Raw genomic sequence first — 20,125 nt, 5'->3', positions numbered from 1 at the left:
CCAACTCCCCCCACTTATGCAAAATCGTAGTAGGGCCATGCAGTCAAAGTTGCTGCTTCAGTCGATCTGCTGGGCTTTCCCTCATAACGTAGAGACATCGCCTTAAAAAGGAAACGGCGATGATAGAGACGCAACGAAAGTTCGATCAGGACTTCAAGGATGGTGCGGTCCGGATCGTTAAGGAAACGGGCAGACCGTTCGTGCAGGTATCCCGAAAGTTGGGTATCAACACGGGCACCCCGGTCAACTGGGTGAACATGGCCCAGCAGCGGCGGCGGGCCGGTAACGAAGGCCTGAGCTTGTTCCGCTTTGACGGACACCGTCGGAGTGGGGACGCCAGGCACAGTCGAATGGAGCCGTGGGGTCTGGACGATCCGGTTGGACTGTTCGTGACACAGCTCGCCGCACCGTCGGCAATGAAGCTGGGCGATGGCGACGAGGTCGTCCTGTGGAACGTGGCCACCGGCTCGCAGACCGCCACCACGCTCGATCCGGAAGGCGGGTGGACGGATTCGCCAGCGCGGTCCACTCCGGCTATGGGACGTGGTCGAGAACGCCACCCTGGCCTGGCAGGAGGCCGGTTCCCCGCACTAGTCGGCGTACGGGCTCACGGTCACCGGGGACCGTCAGTATGTCTGGCTGAGTGAGCCCGATGGGCCGAGGCGGGACCTGCCCGCCTGACCGGCGCGGCTGGGCCGTACTGGACTGACATTCCGAGAACCATCGGTGGCGCCGTCCGTAGTACGCTCGGCTTCGTCCTATGGGGATCTCGACATACAGATCTCGACCATCTCGGATTGTCGTCCACCTAGAACGGGCCCGTCGATTCGGGCGAGTCGATCCTTACGGCTCATGCGTCGGTGAGGCGGACCAGTTCTGGAAGGAACGTGCCCAGGGGCGCGTCGATGGCGAGTGTCGCGTACTTGTCACCCCGGGTCGGGCCCTGGTTGACGATCGCCACGGGGACGCCGAGCTTGGCGGCGTGCAACACGAAACGGCGCCCCGACATCACCGTCAACGACGATCCGAGAACCAGGAGCAGGCGTGCCCTCTCCACGAGGGCGAAGCACTCGCGCACCCGCTCCGCCGGGACGGTCTCTCCGAAGAAGACGACGTCGGGCTTCAACACTCCGGTGCCGCACGCCCGGCATCCGACCATCTGGAACCCGTCGATCTCCGCCTCCCGCAGATCGACGTCACCGTCCGGGTTGATCGCGGTGGCTCGGGCGCCGAACTGTGGATTCGCCTGTGTCAGGCGACGGTCCAGCTCCTCCCGCGAGCTCAGGTCACCGCAGTCGAGACAGATCACCTGATGCAGGCTGCCGTGCAGTTCGACGACCGTCCGGGCGCCGCCCGCCTGGTGCAGGCCGTCGACGTTCTGCGTCACGACACCGGCCACCAGGCCCCGCTCCTGGAGACGCGCCACCGCGTGGTGGCCGCTGTTCGGCGTCGCCCGGCTCATCGCCCGCCACCCGACATAGCTACGGGCCCAGTAGCGCCGCCTGGCCGCCGGGTCGCCGATGAACGCCTGGTAGGTCATCGGACTGCTCCGGCGTGAGGCCCCGCTCGGCCCCCGGTAGTCGGGGATCCCCGACTCCGTCGATATCCCGGCCCCGCTCAGCACCACGACATCGCCCGCGGTCAACAGCTTCGCCAGCGTGCTCGTACCTTCGCTCACCCTTCCATGCTGCCCCACCACGCGCGCCGAGCAGCCTCCGGCCGCTGTTCGCCCCTTTCGAACATCGATGGGGCACGGCTCTTCAACTCATGATCGAGCGTGTCAGCGGCTGATGTGATCGGCGTAGGCGTGCAACCGGACGGCGGCCTCGGCCAGGTCGTCGGAGGCCACGGCACAGGCGGTGATGTGGGCGTTCACGGTTTCCCGCAGCCACGGCGGCGCGGCGCCGTCCGCGCCCAGCCGGGCTTCGATCTCCCGTAGGCGTTCGGCGCACTCGGCGAGCACACGGGCGTCGGACTGCAGGACCGCCGCATGGGCGGCGATCGCTTCGGGAACGTCGGGCATCGGAATGCTCCTTCGGAGGTCGGACGGCAGAGGTCGGCCTTCAGAGGTCGGACGGTCCATACGGGTCAGACGGTCCGCACCGCGACGCCGGCGCCGCGGAGCGTTTGATGGGTGACGGAGGACAGGCACAGCAGGGGGCGGGCGCCGTCGAGGCCCAGCTCTCGCAGGTGCCGCGCCATGGGGTGGGCCGCCTGCCCGACGGTCAGGCGTGCCCGTGGCGCGGGGTGCAGCCGGCCCCGGCCGCGCGTCTCGACGCACGACCGCAGCATGGTGTCCTCGTGGCGCGAGTAGGCGACCAGGTCCCGGTCCTCGACGGGGATTCCCGGGCCGAGGGATCCTCGGAAGGTGAGGAGCCTGTCGTCCGGGCCGCCGGCCACGACGCGGGCGAACTTCGCCGTGAGCGCCACGTCCAGGGCCATGACCGACGGCGTACAGCCCCAGATCTCCGGCGCCACGGCCGACACGGCGTCGGTGTCGACCACGGAGTCGACGAGACAGCTGCCGGAGCGCCGGTGATCCGCCCTGCGGACGAGGTCCGGCCAGACGAGGAACGGCCGTGGCCGCCACGGATCGTGCACGACGATCCCGAGGTCGACCTCGCGGTAGCCGCCCAGGCTGGTGCGCCGGTTCCAGAACGCGTGGACGGCGACGAGGGCACGCCCCGCGACCCGGACGGCGGGGCCGAGACCGGTGCCCGCCAGCAGAACGGCCGCCACGCCCGGGTCCGCGGCGAAGTAGGCGGTGAGGGCGCATCCGTCCTGGCACCTGACCGGCAACTCGACCGGTCCCCGCGAGGTCGTCACCGGATAGGTCGGCACGGTGAGGAAGGGGAACCCTTCCGGATGGGGAGCGCGGTCGAGCAGCAGGTAGGCCTGCGAGCGGGTGACCGGGCCCCGGTACGGCGCGAGCCGGCGGTCGATCAGGTCACGGGCCTCGGGCAGGTCGTCGGCGATGTTGGCGGTGTAGTGCTCGATGCTGTGGCAGATCGGGAACAGGTGGGTCGAGTCGAAGTAGTCGACCACGTACCAGTCGGGATGCAGGTCGAAGCAGTTGCCCGCGCCTTGCCCGTCCAGGGTGGGGATGATGTCGTGCTGGTTGGTGACGCTGGCGATCCATGTCCGCGGGTCGGCGGGTTTCTTGAAGTCGACCGGCGACCCGACGGCCACGGCGTGGGTGACGGTGTAGCGGGCGCAGAACTCCGCGTCCTGCGCCAGGTTCATGATCGCCGCGCCGCCGGCGCTGTGCCCGATCAGGGCGATCTCGGCTCCCGCCGGGATGCCGAAGTCGTCGATGGCCTTGGCCAGCGCGCGGCTGTAGGGGCCGCTGTCGAGTACGGCGCTGCTGAAGGCGCCGAGCAGGTCCTGCGGGGAGTCGTTGTCGGGCCGGCCGGCTCGCATGCCGGGCGCCTGGACGACGTGGCGTGCCACGCCGTCCGGATCCGTCACGCTCTGGACGAGGACGCGCCCGGTCGTGCCGACGACGCCGATGTTGCGCAGGAAGCCGAGCAGCGAGCCCTCCGGGCACAGCCGCGCGACCTCGGCGGGGTCGAGCTCCACCCGGCGCGCGGCGCCTTCCCCCATGTCGAGGACCGCTATGGCCCTGTTGCTCATGCCGGTGATCGGATCGGCGCTGGCGTACCCCTTCCCGGTCGCGATCAGCCACGCAGCGGTGTCGTTGAGCGGATTCTCGTCCAGCAGGGCCCGCAGGGCGAGAACCTCGCCGAAGGCCGGGGCGAGCTCGCTGAGAGCCCGTACGGCGCCGCGGTCCTTCAGCAGGGCGCGCAGCGCCCGGACCGACTCGATGTCACGGTCGGCGCCGACCGCCCCGATGAGCCTGTTCAGGAGAGGGTCGCCGACCAGCTCCGGATGGTCCAGTGCCACGGCGGCGATCCGTAGCCGCAGTGAGGTCGCCAGGACGAGGACGGTCAGGCTCTCCGCGCCCGCCATGCCGCCGAGCCTGGCCGCGAGATCACCCAGCCGGCCGCCGGAGAACGCGTATCCGAGTCCCTGGCGGTTCGTCACCGCGCGCAGCAGGGCGCGCTGCGCCCGGCAGCCCTCCGCCGGGGCGCGCCGCAGGGCGCCGAGCACGGCGCCGTCGGTGAGCGCCGCCGTGGCGTGGGCGGACCTCTCCTGGATCGTCGCCCCGATGTCGGCCAGCTCGCGGGCCGCGGCGCGCAGCAGCTTCGCGGTCGCGGCACTCGTGGCCATGGTGCTCTCGGCGGGTGCGCCCGCCGCCGGGGCGCTCCTGCCGAGGACGTCGGAACGGGGGTGGTCCCCGGAGTCGTCCCCGTCGCTCACGGCGCTCCCCACCGGGTCATGCTCACGAAACGCGGCCGCGGGTCCTCGGGAACGTTGCGGTGCAGCACGTCCGACAGCGTCCGCGTGGTGGCGATGATCCTCATCCCGAGCGGGGAGAAGGTGGCGGCGTTGAACACCCGCGACGCCAGCAGCGGATTGGTCAGCGCCTGGGAGAAGGCGTCAATGGCGATGATCTTCGTCAGGAGCGGCGGCAGTATGGCGTCCGGGGCTCCCGGCTCCTCGGCGAACAGGCCGACGTACAGGTCCACGTCGTCCACGCTCCGATAGAGCTCACGCAGCGCCTCGCTCACCCTCATGTCACCGGAGATCTGGTCGAAGCGGCGCACGCGGGGGAAACGGCAGTGTTCGCGGTAGCCGTTGTAGGGGGCAAGGCGCAGCTCGCGCGACTCGGCGATGCTGGCCACCTCCACCGCCCGCAGGACGGGGTCGGTGTTGAACAGGCCGATGCGACCGGCGCGCTGCCGTGAGGCGTCCTCGAAGAGCTGGCCCAGACCCGGATCGGGGATGAGCGCCCCACCGACCAGGGTCTCCGCCATCGCGAGCTCCCGGTCGCCCACCGACAGGGTGGAGGGGATCAGGCTGTGCCAGCGATAGACGAGGTTGAACTCCGCCGAGGCCCAGTTCTGCCGGTGCCAGGGCGCGTGGGCCAGCAAGGCCGACAGCCGCGAGTCCAGCGTGAAGCGGAAGTGATAGGGAGTGATGTGGTTGATGTACTCCTCCATCACCAGTTTGATGAGGAGCACGATGAGGATGTTGCGCGTCGTCTGGAACAGGCGTTCGTCGTCCCAGCGCGGATGACGCTCGGCCAGCAGGCGCGCCACCCTGTTGTGCTCGCGCAGGAACAGCACCGTGAGCATGGTGAAACCGATCTGGATGTTGCCCCGGTCGCTGCCCGTCGCGAACAGGGTGTCGCGCTGCGCGTCGGTGAGCTCGGCGAAACGGACCACGCTCAGCGCGGAGAACTCGGCCTTGATCTTGCCGTTCTCGCAGAGGTACGGGGGGAACTCCGCGCCGTTGAGGAGCCGGCTCTTGAGCAGCCCGCCGTCGAACGTCCGGAGGGCGGCGGTCGCCGCGTCGTCGAGCCCGTAGAGCTGGTTCAGGTCGATGTGGTGATTGGAACTGTTCTTACGCGGATCCCTCGGGACGTGCGTGTCGCCACGGAGGAACCCGTCGGTGAACCACTGGGCGAAGTAGGCGAACAGCACGGTGGACCGGGGGCACGGGATCATGGTGTCACCGCGGGTGAACAGGTCGGCGGCGCGCTCGGGCGTGGGCCGGCCGCTCTCGTCGGCGGCGATCGGCGGCAGGTGACGCCCGCTGAACGTCCGGTCGGTCAGCGAGGACCACGAGGTGTAGTCGGCCATGGTGCTCAGCGGCTCGGGCCGTGGCGGCATCTCACGGATCGCGTGGTCGATCAGCGAGGCGTTGAGGCGCCGCCGTACGGGCGGGATGCGCTGGGCGAGGTCCCACAGCGGGCGTCCGCTGGTCAGGGCCAGGAACCTGAGACGGTTGGCCGCGCCGTCGGTCGCGACGCTTCGCGCCGTCGTTCTGGTGGACGCCACCCTCACACCCCCTTCCCGTCCGGACCGAGCGCGAGGACGAACCGGTCGGGGAAGATCCCGTGCGCGCGGACGACCTCTCCGTCCGGTGGCGGGAGCGTGCGGACCCCGGGACGGCGCAACAGGCGGCGCACGACCTCGCAGATGACGGCCCTGGCGGGATGTACGCCGAGGCACGCGTGGTGGCCGTGGCCGAAGAACAGCTGGACATGCCCCGGCCGGTCGAGGCGGAAGTCGTCCGGCTCCTCCACCACGTCCGGGTCGAACATGGCCGAGGCCGGCGCGGCGAGCACGAACGTGCCCGCGGGGATGACCGTCCGGCGCGGGGTGCCCGCGGCCAGGACGTGGTCGCGCTCGCACAACCGGGGAAGCAGCTTGAAGAACGGGCTGAACCGCAACGCCTCCCAGACGTAGCGGTCGAAGCGGGCGGGGTCGGGGTCCCGGGCGGCGTCGACGGCCTCCGCGCGCACCCGCGGGCGGAGCATGAGCTGCTCCACCGCCTCGACCATGGCCCCCGGTCCGCTCTCCACGAATCCCAGGGGCAGCCCCGCCATGTTGACCAGCAGCCGGTCGTCGTCGACGCCGACCTCGGCGGGGAGGGTCGTGCGGATGAGGCGGGAGAAGACGTCCTCCGCCGGTGGCCGCCGCCCCGCCTCCAGGGCGGCCCGGCGCTCGGCGAGCAGGCCGCGCAGGTAGGCCATCATCTCCTCGCCCGCGCGGACCGACTCGGCCTGGATCATCGGGTCACCCTGGAAGTTGGCGAAGCCGTCGGTGACCACGGCCCTCGTCCACCGTGACAGGGTCTGCGGGGTGGGCCCGGGGAAGCCGAAGTATTCTTCGCACACACGCAGGGCGACATGCCGGAAGAGCTCGCCGACGGCCTCGATGCGGCCCCGCGGCGCCGCGGCGTCGAGAGCCTCGTCCGCGATCCGCCCCGCCAGCTCGCGCAGGTCCGCCGCGTCCTGCGGGGCGAGCATGACCTGCATCAGCCCCTTTTCCCGCCAGTTCATCGGCGTCGCGTCCCTGCCCAGCATGAACGGCGCGCCCAGGGCCGCGTCCAGGCGTGGGCCGAAGGCCCGGACCGTGAAGACCTCCTCGCGGGAGAGCACCTCGACGACATCGGCGAAACGGGTCACGACGGTGAAGGCCGGCGTGACGAAGATCGGCCTTTGGCCGCGGAGCTCCGCGAAGAAGGTCCGCCAGTCCGTGCGCATCCATTCCCGGACGAGGGCCAGCGCGGACATCGGGTCGCGCGCCAGGGCGGCGTCGTATCTCTTCAGGCATCTCTCCAGGTGGTCACCCGGAGTGCTCTCCAGACGGTCGCCCGCAGCCGATTGATCGACAGCACCCATGCCGTAGGGCCTCCGCTCCACGCGTGACCGACCACTGAAGCCATGGCGAACAGGGATCGTCACTTTCCGTAGCCGCAATCTAGGTGGGCGTCACATTACCTCAAGATGGCTACCGAATGCATTGTTTTGACTCCAGTACGTGATTAAGACATCACTTCCCGGCAAGTCCCGTCGCCCGGCCGTCCGGCCATTGAATGAGTGGCCGGACCGCGCACCGGACGGTCCGCACACCGGACGGTCCTCGCCGGTCGCGAGTGACCGCAAGGAGGTAGCGTGACCAGGTCGGTCTTCCCGTCGGGTCAGCCGGAGCCGGATACGGCCGGGGCGCCGGAGTCAGGCGTGGCCGTGGTGCCGGAGCCGGGCACGTCGAAAGCGGTCACGGAGCCGGGCATGTCGAAAGCTGCGGCGGAGCCGGGGGCCGAGACGGAGCCGTGCGCGTCGAAAGCTGCGGCGGAATCGGGGGCCGAGACGGAGCCGTGCGCGTCGAAAGCTGCGGCGGAGCCGGGGGCCGAGACGGTGGCGGTCACGGCCGGGCGCCGTACCGTCTATCTGGTCGTCCTCGTCGTCCTGCCGGTGCTGGTCCTGGCCGCGGCGGTTCCCGCCGTCTGGGGCTGGGGGATCGGCCCGCGTGACGCGGTCATCGCCGTCGTCATGTATCTGGTCAGCATTTTCGGGATCGCCATCGGCTACCACCGGCACTTCACCCACCGCGCCTTCAAATGCCGCAGACCGTTGCGCATCGCCCTCATGCTGGCCGGCGGCATGGCGCTCGAAGGCCCCGTCATGCTGTGGACGGCCGAGCACCGCCGCCACCACAAGTACGCCGACCGGCCCGGCGACCCGCACTCGCCGTGGCGCTACGGTGACAGCGGCCTGGCCCTGTTGCGCGGCATGGCACACGCTCACGTCGGCTGGTTCTACACCGCGCGCCGGCGCTCCAGCCGGCAGCGCTGGGTGCCGGACCTGATGGCCGACCCGGACGTCCGGCGGTTCGACGCCGCCTACCCCGCCGTCGCGGCGCTGTCGTTCCTGCTGCCCGCGGCGGCGGGGGGACTGTGGGCGATGTCGTGGAGTGGCGTGTGGACCGCCCTCTTCTGGGGCGGGCTGGTCCGCTACGCCGTGGTGCACCACGTGACCTGGTCGGTCAACTCCGTCGCCCACACCTTCGGCGACCGCCCCTTCACGACCAGGGACCGCTCGTCCAACGTCCGGTGGGTGGCGCTGCTGACCCTCGGCGAGGGCTGGCACAACTGGCACCACGTCGATCCGGCCTGCGCCCGCCACGGGGTGCTGAGAGGCCAGGTCGACCCGAGCGCCCGGTTGATCCGCTGGTTCGAGCGGGCGGGCTGGGCGTACGGCGTGCGCTGGCCCGACCCCAAGCGCCTGGCCGCCCGCCGCGCGACCCCCTCGCCCCCGCCGCCTCGTGCCTGACCGTTCGCCGCGTCAGGCCCTCACCGCCTCGTGTCTGGCCGCCCGCCGCGCGACCCCCTCGCCCTCGCCGCCTCGTGCCTGATCGCTCGCCGCGTCAGGCCCTCGCCCCCGCCACCTCCTCCCCGCTCATCTCGTCGTCACCCGGGACCAGCGCGCCGCTGAACTGCGCCGAGTAGAGCCGGTGGTAGGCGCCCCGGGCGGCCAGCAGCTCGTCGTGGGTGCCCTGCTCGACGATGCGGCCCGCGTCCATCACCAGGATGAGGTCCGCGTCGCGGATGGTGGACAGCCGGTGGGCGATGACGAAGCTGGTGCGGTCCGAGCGGAGGGCCGCCATCGCGTGCTGCACCAGGACCTCGGTCCGGGTGTCGACCGAGCTGGTGGCCTCGTCGAGGATGAGCAGGGACGGTTCGGCGAGGAAGGCGCGGGCGATGGTCAGCAGCTGTTTCTCGCCGGCGCTGATGTTGTTTCCCTCCTCGTCGATCACGGTGTCGTAGCCGTCGGGCAGCGTCCGAACGAACCGGTCGACGAACGAGGCCCGCGCGGCGGCCTGGATCTGCTCCTCGGTGGCCCGGGGGTTGCCGTAGGCGATGTTCTCGCGGATGGTCCCGCCGAACAGCCAGGTGTCCTGGAGCACCATGCCGATCTGCGAGCGCAGGTCCTCGCGGCGCATCGCGGTGATGTCGACGCCGTCGAGGGTGATCCGGCCCGCGTCCAGCTCGTAGAAGCGCATGACCAGGTTGACGAGGGTGGTCTTCCCCGCGCCGGTCGGGCCGACGATCGCGACCGTGTGCCCGGGTTCGGCCACCAGCGACAGGTCGTCGATGAGAGGCTGGTCCGGCTTGTAGCGGAAGGACACGCGCTCGAACTCGACGCGGCCCCGCCGTACGGTCGGCGGCACCGGGTCGGCGGGGTCCGGTTCCTGCTCCTCGGCGTCCAGCAGCTCGAAGACCCGCTCGGCGGAGGCCACTCCGGACTGCAGCAGGTTGGCCATCGAGGCCACCTGGGTCAGGGGCTGGGTGAACTGCCGGGAGTACTGGATGAACGCCTGGACGTCGCCCAGGCTCATCGACCCGGTGGCGACCCGCACGCCGCCGACGACGGCGATGGCGACGTAGTTGAGGTTCCCGATGAACATCATCGTCGGCATGATGATCCCGGAGATGAACTGGGCGCCGAAGCTGGCCTTGAACAGCTCCTCGTTCCTGTCGCGGAACACCTGCTCGACCTCCGGCCGGCGGCCGAACACCTTCACCAGCTCGTGGCCGGTGAACGCCTCCTCGATCTGGGCGTTCAGGGCGCCGGTCCCGGCCCACTGCGCGACGAACAGCTTCTGTGAGCGTTTGGCGATCAGGCTGGTGACGAGCGCGGACACCGGGATGGTCACCAGCGCGATCAGCGCGAGCAGCGGTGAGATCACGAACATCATCGCCAGCACGCCGATCACGGTCAGCAGCGAGTTCAGCAGCTGGCTCATCGTCTGTTGCAGGGTCTGCGCCACGTTGTCGATGTCGTTGGTGACCCGGCTGAGCAGCTCGCCGCGCGGCTGGCCGTCGAAGAAGCGCAGGGGAAGCCGGTTCAGCTTGTCCTCGACGTCGGCCCGCAGCCGGAACACGGTGCGCTGCACCACGTCGTTGAGCAGGTAGCCCTGCAGCCAGCCGAAGACCGAGGCGGCGACGTAGAGCGCCAGAACCCACCCCAGGACCGTGGCCAGTGCGGCGAAGTCGATCCCGCGACCGGGGACGACGTCCATCCGTGCGAGCAGGTCGGCGAAGTTGTCGTCGCCCGACGCGCGGGCGGCCTGGACCGCCTGCTCGGTCGTGGTGCCGGAGGGAAGCCGTCTGCCGATCACCCCGCTGAAGATCAGGTCCGTCGCGCGGCCGAGGATCTTCGGTCCCACGACGCCGAAGACCACGCTGGCCACGGCGAGGCCGATCGCGGTCAGGAGCTTCGGACGTTCGGGGGTCAGGCGTCGCAGCAGCCGTCGCATGGAGGGGCCGAAGTTCATCGACTTCTCCACGGGCATCCCGGCGCCCCCGAAGGGACCCCGGCCGAAGGGGCCGCCTCCCATCGGAGGGCGCGGTCGCGCGGTCGTCACGGGCCGGTCGCTCATGCTGCGCTCTCCGCGGCTAGTTGGGACTCGACGATCTCGATGTACGTCGGGCAGGAATCCAGCAGCTCGGCATGGGTCCCCATGCCGACGATCTCGCCGTCGTCGAGCACGATGATCTGGTCGGCGTCGGCGATGGTGGAGACCCGCTGGCCGACGATGATGACGGCCGCCTCGGCGGTGTGCGGGCGCAGGGCGGCGCGCAGCCGGGCGTCGGTGGCCAGGTCGAGGGCCGAGAACGAGTCGTCGAACAGGTAGATCTCGGGCTTGCTGACCAGCGCGCGGGCGATCGAGAGCCGCTGCCGCTGGCCGCCGGACACGTTCGTGCCGCCCTGAGTGATGGGCGCGTCGAGGCCGTCGGGCATCGCCTCGACGAAATCGCGGGCCTGGGCGACCTCCAGGGCCTCCCACAGCTCCTCGTCGCCGGCGTCCGGGTTGCCGTAACGCAGGTTGCTCGCGACGGTTCCGGTGAACAGGTACGGCTTCTGCGGCACCAGGCCGATGCGCGTCCAGAGCATCTGGGGGTCCAGGTCGCGCACGTCGACGCCGTCCACCGAGACCGTGCCGGAGGTGGCGTCGAAAAGGCGGGGTATGAGGGAGACGAGCGTCGTCTTGCCCGACCCCGTGCTGCCGATGACGGCGGTGGTCTGTCCCGCGACGGCGCGGAAGGAGATGCCGGACAGCACCGGTGCCGCGGCGCCCGGGTAGCGGAACTCGACGTCGCGCAGCTCCAGCTCGCCTCGGGAACGCACCTGCCGTACGGGATCGGCGGGCGGGGACACCGAGGACTCGGTGTCCAGCACCTCGCTGATGCGCTCGGCGCAGACCGCGGCGCGCGGAATCATGATCGAGATGAAGGTGGCCATCATCATCGAGGTGAGGATCTGCATCAGATACATGAGGAAGGCGGTGAGCGCGCCGACCTGCATCTCGCCGCCGTCGACGCGGCCGGCGCCGAACCAGAGCACGGCGACGCTGGAGGCGTTGAGGATCAGCATCACCACGGGGAAGATGAGCGCGGTCAGCCGTCCGACGCGCAGCGCGGTCCCGGTCAGCGCGTCGTTGGCCGTGGCGAACCGGCGGGCCTCCTCGTCCTCCCGGACGAAGGCGCGCACGACGCGGATGCCGGACAGCTGCTCGCGCAGCACCTGGTTGACCGCGTCGATCCGGGTCTGCATCGCGCGGAACTGGGGAACCATGCGAAAGACGATCAGGCCGATCGAGATCAGCAGCGCGGGAACGCAGACCAGCATGAGCCAGGAAAGGCCGATGTCCTGCCGCAACGCCATGATGATGCCGCCGACGCACATGATCGGCGCGGCGACCAGCATCGTGCAGGTCATCACCACCAGCATCTGCACCTGCTGCACGTCGTTGGTGCTGCGGGTGATCAGCGAGGGCGCTCCGAAGTGGGAGACCTCCCGGGCGGAGAAGCCGCCCACCTGGTGGAAGACGGCCGAGCGGACGTCCCGCCCGAATCCCATGGCCGCGCGGGCACCGTAGTAGACCGCCGCGATCGAGCAGGCGATCTGCACGAGGGACACGGCCAGCATCCAGCCGCCGGTGGTCAGGATGTAGCCGGTGTCGCCGGTGGCGACGCCCCGGTCGATGATGTCGGCGTTCAGGCTGGGCAGGTACAGCGAGGCCATGGTGCCGACCAGTTGCAGCACCACCACGGCGGTCAACGCCGAGGAGTAGGGGCGCAGGTAGGTGCGCAGCAGCCGGGTCAGCACGGGGAGCCTCCGACGGTTCCGGGTTCGGAGCGCAGGCGGATGCCGTCGAGCAGGGTGAAGACGATGTCGGTGGGCGACATCGGGTCGTCCTCGACGATCCGGGGATGGCTGCCCGCGATGGTCAGCAGGTGCAGCCGGCGGGCGGCCTCACGTGGCTCGCACCGCAACAGGTCGCGGTCGGGTTCCATCAGCTCGACGAGCACCTGCCCGATGAGGGCTCCCTCCGCGGATCGGGCGCGGCGGTTCTCGTCGGTCCTGGCGACGTCCAGCGTGCCCAGCGCGTCCATCAACCGGAAGATGCGTTCCGTACGGCGCTGCAGGAGTTCGGCCGCCGCGATGAGGCGGACCGGCAGGGGAGCGGCGCGGTCGATGGACCTCAGGTCGCTCAGAAGGGTGGAGGAGTCGAAGGCGCTGGCCACGGCGGCGTTCACGAGCTCGTCCTTGGTGCTGAAGACCCGGAAGATCGTTCCCTCGGCCACGCCGGCCGCCTGCGCGATCTGCCGGGTGCTGACGTCGGGTCCGTGGGCGAGGACCAGGGCCAGCGTGGACGCGATGAGTGAGGCACGCCGTTCGTCGGGTGGGAGGGGGGTGGCGCGTTGGGAAGTCGATATCACGTAGATCACCTTATATGAGTGAGCTACTCACTCATAAGGGATTTTTGGTGAATGAAGTGATCCGGGTGGGGTCATGCCGGGTGACGTGCGGGTGCGGGACTCGCCTCGTCGAGGAGAGCCCGTCGAGTCGAGAGGAGAGCCCGTCGAGGAGGGCCCGGATCGGGGTGAGGGCCGGAGCACCGATGAGCCGGAGCACCGATGAGGCGGAGCACCGATGAGGCGGAGCACCGATGAGGCGGAGCCGGATCGGGGTGGGGGCCGGAGTGCCGACGAGGCGGGGACGGACCGCGGAAACGGCGGCGCGCGTCCGGCCGTGCCACGGAAATGGCGGCGCGCGTCCGGCCGTGCCACGGAACCGGTGATGCGCGTCCGGCCGTGCCGTACCGAGACACGGCTTGACCTGTGTGATTGTTAGGCCGGCGAAGGCCGGGGGTATGGCCGCCCTGGGGACGCGTATTGAGGACGCGTATTGAGGACGCGTATTGAGGACGCGTCCCGGGACATGCCCAAGGGCGACGCGAGGAGGTGATCCCATGGCGCTCATCGACCGGGAATGCGTCCTGCGGTTGCTGGAATCCCCCGATCCCGACGCGGCCCTGGTGTTCGTCCGGGGAGACTGCGTGGTCCTGAACGACGAGGAGATCGACGACGACCACCGGGCGCTGATCATCGCGCGCCGCCGGGACCTGGCGGGGTTCGTCACCGACGACGTGGTCACCGACCGGCAGCTCGACGTGCTGACGGACCGGCTCGACAACATCGCCCGCGACATAGGGGTCTGAGGCTCGAGGGATCAGCCGACATAGGGGTCTGAGGCTCGAGGGATCAGCCGAGATGGGGGTTCGCGGTCCGAGGGATCAGTCGAGCGCGCTGAACTCCTCGACGCGGGTGTCGTAGCGGGCGCGAGTGGCCTCGATCTCCTCGACGTGCTCCTCCGCCCAGGAGGTGAGGAAGCTGACGGCCTCGAGCAGCGTACGGCCCAGCGGGGTGAGCGCGTAGTCGACTCGGGGCGGCATGACCGGATACATGGTCCGGGAGACGATGCCGTCGCGTTCCAGCCCGCGCAGGGTGACGGTCAGCATGCGCTGGCTGATGCCGTCGATCTCGCGTTTGAGCGCGGTGAACCGTTTGGTGCCGTCGCTCAGCTGGGCGATCACGTAAAGCGACCATTTGTCCCCGATGCGCCCCAGAATCTCGCGAGCCCGGCAGTTCGCCGGGGTGTGGCCGTAGGGAGCCGGGGTGTCCATGGTTATCTCCGGGTAACTCGGCAAGGTGAAAGTGCCTTCTTGTGCCCTTTAGGGGTGTGTCTCCAGGATAAATACAGTTCCTCTACGGAACCACCCCATCAAAGGGAACCTTCTTACAGTACGTAACTCAAGGAGACACGATGACGGCCAACGCTGTCGAGATCCCGGGCTATGCCGCCGGCACGTGGACCATCGACCCGATCCACTCCGAGGTGAGCTTCGTCGTCCGGCATCTCATGATCAGCAAGGTCCGCGGACGCTTCACCGCCTTCGAGGGCCGGATCGTCACCGGGACCGACCCGCTGGAGTCCGGCGTGACCGCGACCATCGACCTGACCTCGATCGACACCGGAAGCAAGCAGCGGGACGACCACCTCCGCTCCGCCGACTTCTTCGAGGTCGACACCCACCCGACCATGACCTACCGCTCCACCGGAATCCGTCCCGACGGCGACGACTTCGTGCTCGACGGCGAGCTCACACTCAAGGGAGTGACCCGTCCGGTCCCGCTGAAGCTGGAGGTCAACGGGTTCGGCCCCGACGCCTTCGCCGCCGATCCCTTCGCCGGCGCCCGCGCGGGATTCACCGCCACCGGCGAGATCAACCGCATGGACTTCGGCGTCAGCTACAACGGTCCCATCCCCGGCGGCGGCGTGGCCCTGAGCGAGAAGGTCCAGATCGTCATCGAGATCCAGGCGGCCCTGCAGACCGGCGCCACCGCGTGACACGTGAACGCGGGCACGGGCCGGGCACCACGTGACACGTGAACGCGGGCACGGGCCGGGCACCACGTGACACGTGAACGCGGGCACGGGCCGGGCGCCGGGTGACGGCGTCCGGAGGGGACGGCCGTCACCCGGCGGGGGAGGTCATCCCCGGGCGCGGGAACGCCACCTGGCCAGGAGTTCGGCCTCCCGGTCCGGGCTGATCGTGGTGCTCGTCGAGAAGGACGCCTCCGACTGCCGGATCTCGCGTACCGATCGGCCGAAGGGACGCGGGCCGAGCCCCGCGGCGGTGGCGGCGGCCGGGTCGGCGGTGTTGACGGCCGAGCCCTCCTCACCCTCCGACCACAGCGGCAGCGACGTGCCGTTCTCGCCCTCGGCGAGCAGGAAGTCCTGCCCGACCCAGGTCAGCGTGGTCCCGGGTGGCCCCACCTCGGCCACGATCGCCTCCAGCATGTCGCCGAAGGAGAACGGCGGAGCGGGGCTGACCGCGTGGAAGACGCCCGATCCGGCCTTCCTCCTGGTCGCCGGCGCCTCGTCCGCGTTCGCCTTCTCGGTCATGGCGACGATCCAGGCGGCCATGTCCCGCCCGTCGATCACCTGGATCGGATCCGAAGGGTCGCCCGGGGCCAGGACCTCGCCGCCGCGCGCGATCCGGTTCACCCAGTAGGTGAAACGGCCGGTGTAGTCGTACGGGCCGATCACGTAGGTCGGCCGTACGATCAGCGTCGCCGGGCCGAAACGGTCGACCGCGGCGCGTTCGCAGAGCACCTTCAGCGCCCCGTAGGTCTCGACGGTGACCTTCTCCGGAACCGGGCCGTCGATCTCGGTCAGGGCCGAGTCCTCGGTGAAGCCCGGCGCCCGCGGGACGGCGTAGACCGCGGTGCTGGAGACGAAGACGTACTGTCCGGTGGAGACGGCCTCGGCGAGGGAGACGACCTGAGACGGAAGGTAGGCGCTGACGTCGATCGTGACGTCCCACCGCCTGCCGCGCAGGACCGACAGGTCCGTGTTGCGGTCGGCCCGCAGGTGCTCCACCTCGGGGAACAGCTCCGGTCCCGTCCGCCCTCGGTGCAGCAGCGAGACCTCATGTCCGGCCGCGATCGCGGCTTCGGTGATGTGCCGGCCGACGAACCGGGTACCACCGATGATCAGAATGCGCATACCCGTCATTTTCTGGCATGGAACTGTCCGGATGGTTCCGCTTCTGATCCCACACCGCCGATCCGTGCGCCCCGGGGCCGTCTCTTTCGCCGCGGAAGGCGACAGCGGGTACGTTAGAGGTGTCCATCGCCGATTTCAGGATGGTCACCGTGACGATCTGGCCAGAGGTGAGACCGAGCATGCCGCCGCCTCCGGCCCTCGGATCCGGTCCTTCGACGTCCGGCGCTCGTGAGTCGTGCACCCATGATCTCCGCGTGGACCTGGCCGGTGCGCCCGCCCGCCCGAAGGTGAGCGGCGAGATCGACCGCACGACCAGGGGCGCCTGGCAGGAGGCGCTGGGCACGCTCGTCGCCCGAGGTGAGGACGTGCACCTCGACCTGTCCGGGCTGACGTTCATCGACGTCCGGGGGGCATGGCTGCTGATCGAGGCCGCGCGTGGCCTTCCCGCGGGGAAAAAGGTGTTCCTGCACCGCACGCCCTACTGTCTGAGATCCGTACTCGCCTTGATCGGATCGGACCCCTTCCCGATCGAAGTGGAGACGTGATGAGCACGACGACGACCACGGAGGTGGATCCGTTCGTCCATCCCGCACTGTTCTACCGGGGAATCCGGCAGTATCTCGACGGCACCGTGCCGTTCGTCCGGGAAGGACTGGCGGCCGGGGAGCCGGTCGCGGTGGCCGTTCCCCCGTGGAACATGGAGCCGCTGCGGGCCGAGCTCGGCGAGAGCGCCTCAGAGGTGCGCTTCCTCGACATGACGCAGGCCGGCCGCAACCCGGGCCGCATCATCCCGTCCGTCCTGTGCGCCTTCGCCGACCTCCACCCGAAGGGCCGGGTCCGCATCATCGGCGAGCCGATCTGGCCCGACCGGTCCACGACGGAGTATCCCGCCTGCGTCCAGCACGAAGCGCTGATCAACCTCGCGTTCACCGGTCGCGCCGTCACCATCCTGTGCCCCTACGACCTCGACGGGCTCACCCCCTCCATCCTCAAGGACGCCGAGCTGACCCACCCCGTCCTCATGGACGGCTCCGGCCCGCGCACCAGCAGCGACTACGCGCCCGAACGCGTCATCCAGGACTACAACCGGCCGTTGCCCGACCCCGCCGACGCCGCGGCCTTCGGCTTCGACGACGGCCCCCTGGTCCGCGTACGCGACTTCGTCGCCGAGCACGCCGTCCGCATGGGGCTGTCCGGAGAGCGCCTGGAGGACCTGCGGCTGATCGCCAGCGAGCTGGCGGCCAACAGCCTCGACTATGGAGGCGGTTCGGGAACCGTGCGTATCTGGTCGGAAAACGGGCAGGTTGTCATGGACGTCAGCGACGCCGGCCACATCCTCGACCCCCTCGCCGGTCGCCGCCCGGTCGACGCCCGGCAACGCGGCTCCCGCGGCCTGCTGGTGACCAATCTCCTCAGCGACCTCGTCCGCATCCACACCCACCAGGGCGGCACCACCGTCCGCGTGTACTTCACCGTCCCGGCCGTCCAGGCCATCTGAACCGGCCCGGCGAAGCCCGCGCCACGCCCCCGTCACCAGGCCCTCCCCGCCCGGTACGGCCACGCGGAAGGAAACGATCCTGAGCCCAGGAGACGAACGTCGACTGATGCCCTCCAACAGGTCGAACGTCTTGGAGACGACCGTCGCGGCACCCTCGGCCCCCGGGGGACGTGAGGAGGGCCCGGCGGAACCGCGCGCGGGAACCGCCCCGGCGCAGTCCGCCGACCTCGCGGTCGAGCGGTTCATGGAGTCTCTGCCCGTCCCGGACCGCCCCTCCGCCTCCGCGACGGCGGTGCAGGCCGTACTCGACGTGCTGCCCGGGTCGGTGGTCTGGTCCGTGCCGATCCATGACCCGTCGGGCGCGATCGTCGACTTCCTCATCCGGGCGGCGAGCCCGGAAGCCGAGGACGTCCACGGCCGGCGGGGCCGGGAGCTGATCGGCCTGCGCATCCGGCAGAGCTACCCCTCGACGGTGGGCACCCCGCTGTGGGAGGCCTACCTGCGGGTGGCGGAGACCGGCGTGTCCGAGCAGATCAGCGAATACGAGCACGTCGAACTGGCCGAGGGCGTTCCGCACCGCTCGACCTACATCCTGCGGATCGCCCGGCTCGACGACGGCCTGCTCATCACCTGGGTTCGTGACGACCTCGCGGACCGGCTGGAGACGCGCCTGGCCCGCACCGAGCATCTGGGCAACCTCGGCTGGGGGCGCTGGAACCTGATCACCGGGGAGATCACCTGGTCGCCGCAGCTCTACCGCATCCACGGGCGTGATCCGGCGGAGGGCCCTCTCACCATCGAGGAGTACTCCACCCTCGTCCACGACGACGACGTGCCGATCCTGAAGCGGGCGAGTGAGGCGTGGGCGCGCGGCGCCGAGCCGCACGAGTTCGAGATCCGGATCGAGGTCGCGGGCTCCGTCCGCCACATCCGCGTCTCGGCCGAGGCGTTCCACGACGCGGCGGGCCGGCCCGTGGAGGTCCACGGGCTCATGCAGGACGTCACCGGCTGGCGCCGGACGGTCGACGAGCTCGCCGACGTCAGCCGGCGGCTGGAGGAGGAGAACCAGCTCACCGCCCACCTGCAGAAGATCGTCATGCCGGTCCAGGACGAGCCCTACGACCTGCCCGGGTTGCGGTTGGCCACGCGCTACCAGCCCGCCGAGACGGCGGGTTATCTGGGCGGCGACTGGTACCAGGCGATCGGCCTGGACAACGGCGACGTGCTGCTCGCCGTCGGAGACGTGGCCGGGCACGGGCTGGCCGCCGCCTCCGCCATGGCGAAGCTGCGTCACGCGATCACCGGCCTGGCCTTCGCCGGCCACGACCCCGCGGAGATCCTCGCCGCGCTGAACCGACTGCTGTGCAAGCTACGGCCCGACGTGCTGGCGACCGCGCTCGTGGCCCTCTACCACCCGGCCGACCGTACCCTGCGCTGGACCCACGCCGGGCACCCCCCGATGCTCCTGGCACGGGGCTCCCACGTGGAGCGCCTGCTGCATCCCGGCGTCCTGCTCGGCGTCTTCGAGGACGCGACCTACACCTGCGGCACCGTACGGCTCAGGCCCGACGACCTTCTGGTGATGTTCACCGACGGGCTCATCGAAAAGCGGGGCCGCGACCTCTACGAAGGACTCGATCTCCTGAGCACCGCCGTGGCCGAGGCGCTCAGGCCGATCCCGGCCGCCTCCCCTGACAAGCTGACGGCGGTCATGGACTCGATGGTGCCGGTCAACGCGGCCGACGACGCCTGCATCCTGGCCGCCCAGATCACCCAGGCCGCTCAGATCGCACCGCCCGCTCGGTGGGAAGGCTGATGTCCGGCTTCGAGCTGCAGACGCCCGAGGTCGGATTCTCGGCGACGGCCGCCGCGGGTGCGGGGATCGTGGTGATCCGGGGAAGCCTCGACCACTCGATCCACGATCTCGCCGTCGATTTCTTCGATCAGGTCTTCGCCTCGTTCGGCCCGAATCTGATCGTCGATCTCTCTGGCCTCGACCTGTTGGACTCCCGCGGCACGGGTCTGATCGTCACCTGCTGGAAACGCGCCGTCGGACAGGGCGGCCGGCTGGCCCTGGTCGGAGCCGAGCACGGTGCCACGCGCATTCTGTGGATCACCGGGCTGACCACGCGCATCCCCACCTTCCTCACGGTCGAGGACGCCCTCGCGGCGCTGCCTTCCCACCCTTAGGCCTTCCCCGACCTCGACCTCCGCCCCTTGACCTCTCGGCCCTCGACCCTCCGTCCCCTCGACCCTCCGCCCCCTCGGCTTTCGACCCTCCGCCCCCTCGGCCTTTCGACCTCCGCCCCCTCGACCCGAACCCCTCGATCTCCGACCCCTCGCCGCCGAGGTTCCCG

19 protein-coding genes are annotated in these 20,125 nt (G+C 70.1%); 8 read left to right on the top strand and 11 right to left on the bottom strand.

Annotated features, from left to right (window positions below; all coding sequences use genetic code 11):
- Positions 1-119: 119 nt before the first annotated feature.
- On the top strand, positions 120-647 hold the full coding sequence (locus ACQPYK_RS44655; protein WP_433246113.1) for a transposase: 528 nt from the start codon (positions 120-122) through the stop codon (positions 645-647).
- A 203-nt stretch (positions 648-850) separates the two neighbouring features.
- On the opposite strand, the gene ACQPYK_RS44650 is transcribed toward ACQPYK_RS44655, so the two are convergent.
- From ACQPYK_RS44650 to ACQPYK_RS44625, 6 genes are all read right to left on the bottom strand, one after another.
- On the bottom strand, positions 851-1,678 hold the full coding sequence (locus ACQPYK_RS44650) for an NAD-dependent protein deacetylase (protein WP_433246110.1): 828 nt from the start codon (positions 1,676-1,678) through the stop codon (positions 851-853).
- A 102-nt stretch (positions 1,679-1,780) separates the two neighbouring features.
- On the bottom strand, positions 1,781-2,023 hold the full coding sequence (locus tag ACQPYK_RS44645; RefSeq protein WP_433246108.1) for a hypothetical protein: 243 nt from the start codon (positions 2,021-2,023) through the stop codon (positions 1,781-1,783).
- A gap of 65 nt (positions 2,024-2,088) precedes the next feature.
- Complete coding sequence (locus ACQPYK_RS44640; protein WP_433246105.1) at positions 2,089-4,320, bottom strand: hypothetical protein; 2,232 nt, start codon at positions 4,318-4,320, stop codon at positions 2,089-2,091.
- Positions 4,317-5,903 (bottom strand): peroxidase family protein, encoded by a 1,587-nt coding sequence (locus ACQPYK_RS44635; RefSeq protein WP_433246102.1) that lies wholly within the window; start codon positions 5,901-5,903, stop codon positions 4,317-4,319. Before ACQPYK_RS44635 ends, ACQPYK_RS44640 begins: the two co-directional genes overlap by 4 nt.
- Before the next feature lie 2 nt (positions 5,904-5,905).
- Positions 5,906-7,252, bottom strand: a complete 1,347-nt coding sequence (locus ACQPYK_RS44630) for a cytochrome P450 (protein WP_433246099.1) — start codon at positions 7,250-7,252, stop codon at positions 5,906-5,908.
- A gap of 299 nt (positions 7,253-7,551) precedes the next feature.
- Positions 7,552-7,779 carry a hypothetical protein gene (locus tag ACQPYK_RS44625; protein WP_433246096.1) on the bottom strand — a complete coding sequence of 76 codons (228 nt, stop codon included), beginning with the start codon at positions 7,777-7,779 and terminating at the stop codon, positions 7,552-7,554.
- Here ACQPYK_RS44625 and ACQPYK_RS44620 point away from each other — a divergent pair.
- Entirely contained in the window at positions 7,769-8,683 is a 915-nt protein-coding gene (locus ACQPYK_RS44620) for an acyl-CoA desaturase (protein WP_433246093.1), read from the top strand. The two genes, ACQPYK_RS44625 and ACQPYK_RS44620, sit on opposite strands and share 11 nt — an antisense overlap.
- A 94-nt stretch (positions 8,684-8,777) precedes the next feature.
- Here ACQPYK_RS44620 and ACQPYK_RS44615 read toward each other — a convergent pair whose 3' ends face one another.
- From ACQPYK_RS44615 to ACQPYK_RS44605, 3 genes are read right to left on the bottom strand one after another with little or no spacing between them, the layout of a single operon-like run.
- On the bottom strand, positions 8,778-10,793 hold the full coding sequence (locus tag ACQPYK_RS44615) for an ABC transporter ATP-binding protein (protein ID WP_433246090.1): 2,016 nt from the start codon (positions 10,791-10,793) through the stop codon (positions 8,778-8,780).
- Positions 10,790-12,523, bottom strand: coding sequence for an ABC transporter ATP-binding protein (locus tag ACQPYK_RS44610; RefSeq protein ID WP_433246087.1), 1,734 nt, complete (start codon positions 12,521-12,523; stop codon positions 10,790-10,792). The genes ACQPYK_RS44615 and ACQPYK_RS44610 overlap by 4 nt, the downstream gene beginning before the upstream one ends.
- Positions 12,517-13,137, bottom strand: a complete 621-nt coding sequence (locus ACQPYK_RS44605; protein ID WP_433246084.1) for a TetR/AcrR family transcriptional regulator — start codon at positions 13,135-13,137, stop codon at positions 12,517-12,519. Before ACQPYK_RS44605 ends, ACQPYK_RS44610 begins: the two co-directional genes overlap by 7 nt.
- A gap of 533 nt (positions 13,138-13,670) precedes the next feature.
- Here ACQPYK_RS44605 and ACQPYK_RS44600 point away from each other — a divergent pair.
- A complete protein-coding gene (locus ACQPYK_RS44600; RefSeq protein ID WP_433246081.1) occupies positions 13,671-13,919 on the top strand; it encodes a hypothetical protein in 249 nt (82 codons plus the stop codon).
- A gap of 75 nt (positions 13,920-13,994) precedes the next feature.
- Here ACQPYK_RS44600 and ACQPYK_RS44595 read toward each other — a convergent pair whose 3' ends face one another.
- Entirely contained in the window at positions 13,995-14,384 is a 390-nt protein-coding gene (locus ACQPYK_RS44595) for a winged helix-turn-helix transcriptional regulator (RefSeq protein ID WP_433246078.1), read from the bottom strand.
- A 140-nt stretch (positions 14,385-14,524) separates the two neighbouring features.
- Here ACQPYK_RS44595 and ACQPYK_RS44590 point away from each other — a divergent pair, with 140 nt between their 5' ends.
- Positions 14,525-15,109 (top strand): YceI family protein, encoded by a 585-nt coding sequence (locus tag ACQPYK_RS44590; RefSeq protein ID WP_433246075.1) that lies wholly within the window; start codon positions 14,525-14,527, stop codon positions 15,107-15,109.
- Positions 15,110-15,253: 144 nt separating this feature from the next.
- Here the strand turns inward: ACQPYK_RS44590 and ACQPYK_RS44585 are convergent, their stop codons facing one another.
- Complete coding sequence (locus ACQPYK_RS44585; RefSeq protein ID WP_433246072.1) at positions 15,254-16,270, bottom strand: NAD-dependent epimerase/dehydratase family protein; 1,017 nt, start codon at positions 16,268-16,270, stop codon at positions 15,254-15,256.
- A 254-nt stretch (positions 16,271-16,524) separates the two neighbouring features.
- Here ACQPYK_RS44585 and ACQPYK_RS44580 point away from each other — a divergent pair, with 254 nt between their 5' ends.
- The 4 genes from ACQPYK_RS44580 (at position 16,525) to ACQPYK_RS44565 (ending at position 19,958) form a co-directional block, all read left to right on the top strand.
- On the top strand, positions 16,525-16,815 hold the full coding sequence (locus ACQPYK_RS44580) for an STAS domain-containing protein (protein WP_433246069.1): 291 nt from the start codon (positions 16,525-16,527) through the stop codon (positions 16,813-16,815).
- Positions 16,815-17,768 (top strand): anti-sigma factor RsbA family regulatory protein, encoded by a 954-nt coding sequence (locus ACQPYK_RS44575; protein WP_433246066.1) that lies wholly within the window; start codon positions 16,815-16,817, stop codon positions 17,766-17,768. Before ACQPYK_RS44580 ends, ACQPYK_RS44575 begins: the two co-directional genes overlap by 1 nt.
- A 106-nt stretch (positions 17,769-17,874) precedes the next feature.
- Positions 17,875-19,584, top strand: coding sequence for a PP2C family protein-serine/threonine phosphatase (locus ACQPYK_RS44570; protein WP_433246063.1), 1,710 nt, complete (start codon positions 17,875-17,877; stop codon positions 19,582-19,584).
- Entirely contained in the window at positions 19,584-19,958 is a 375-nt protein-coding gene (locus ACQPYK_RS44565) for an STAS domain-containing protein (RefSeq protein WP_433246060.1), read from the top strand. The genes ACQPYK_RS44570 and ACQPYK_RS44565 overlap by 1 nt, the downstream gene beginning before the upstream one ends.
- Positions 19,959-20,125 lie beyond the last annotated feature (167 nt).

The sequence above is a fragment of the Streptosporangium sp. CA-135522 genome (genome assembly GCF_050949235.1).
Taxonomy (GTDB): Bacteria; Actinomycetota; Actinomycetes; order Streptosporangiales; family Streptosporangiaceae; genus Streptosporangium.
This window is presented reverse-complemented; position numbering and strand designations above follow the sequence as displayed.

Excerpts from the sequence above, each read along its gene's own strand:
- ACQPYK_RS44655 (WP_433246113.1), top strand. The coding sequence starts at position 120 with ATGATAGAGACGCAACGAAAGTTCGATCAGGACTTCAAGGATGGTGCG.
- ACQPYK_RS44645 (WP_433246108.1), bottom strand. The coding sequence starts at position 2,023 with ATGCCCGACGTTCCCGAAGCGATCGCCGCCCATGCGGCGGTCCTGCAG.
- ACQPYK_RS44630 (WP_433246099.1), bottom strand. The coding sequence starts at position 7,252 with ATGGGTGCTGTCGATCAATCGGCTGCGGGCGACCGTCTGGAGAGCACT.
- ACQPYK_RS44615 (WP_433246090.1), bottom strand. The coding sequence starts at position 10,793 with ATGAGCGACCGGCCCGTGACGACCGCGCGACCGCGCCCTCCGATGGGA.
- ACQPYK_RS44600 (WP_433246081.1), top strand. The coding sequence starts at position 13,671 with ATGGCGCTCATCGACCGGGAATGCGTCCTGCGGTTGCTGGAATCCCCC.
- ACQPYK_RS44595 (WP_433246078.1), bottom strand. The coding sequence starts at position 14,384 with ATGGACACCCCGGCTCCCTACGGCCACACCCCGGCGAACTGCCGGGCT.
- ACQPYK_RS44590 (WP_433246075.1), top strand. The coding sequence starts at position 14,525 with ATGACGGCCAACGCTGTCGAGATCCCGGGCTATGCCGCCGGCACGTGG.
- ACQPYK_RS44585 (WP_433246072.1), bottom strand. The coding sequence starts at position 16,270 with ATGCGCATTCTGATCATCGGTGGTACCCGGTTCGTCGGCCGGCACATC.
- ACQPYK_RS44575 (WP_433246066.1), top strand. The coding sequence starts at position 16,815 with ATGAGCACGACGACGACCACGGAGGTGGATCCGTTCGTCCATCCCGCA.
- ACQPYK_RS44570 (WP_433246063.1), top strand. The coding sequence starts at position 17,875 with ATGCCCTCCAACAGGTCGAACGTCTTGGAGACGACCGTCGCGGCACCC.
- ACQPYK_RS44565 (WP_433246060.1), top strand. The coding sequence starts at position 19,584 with ATGTCCGGCTTCGAGCTGCAGACGCCCGAGGTCGGATTCTCGGCGACG.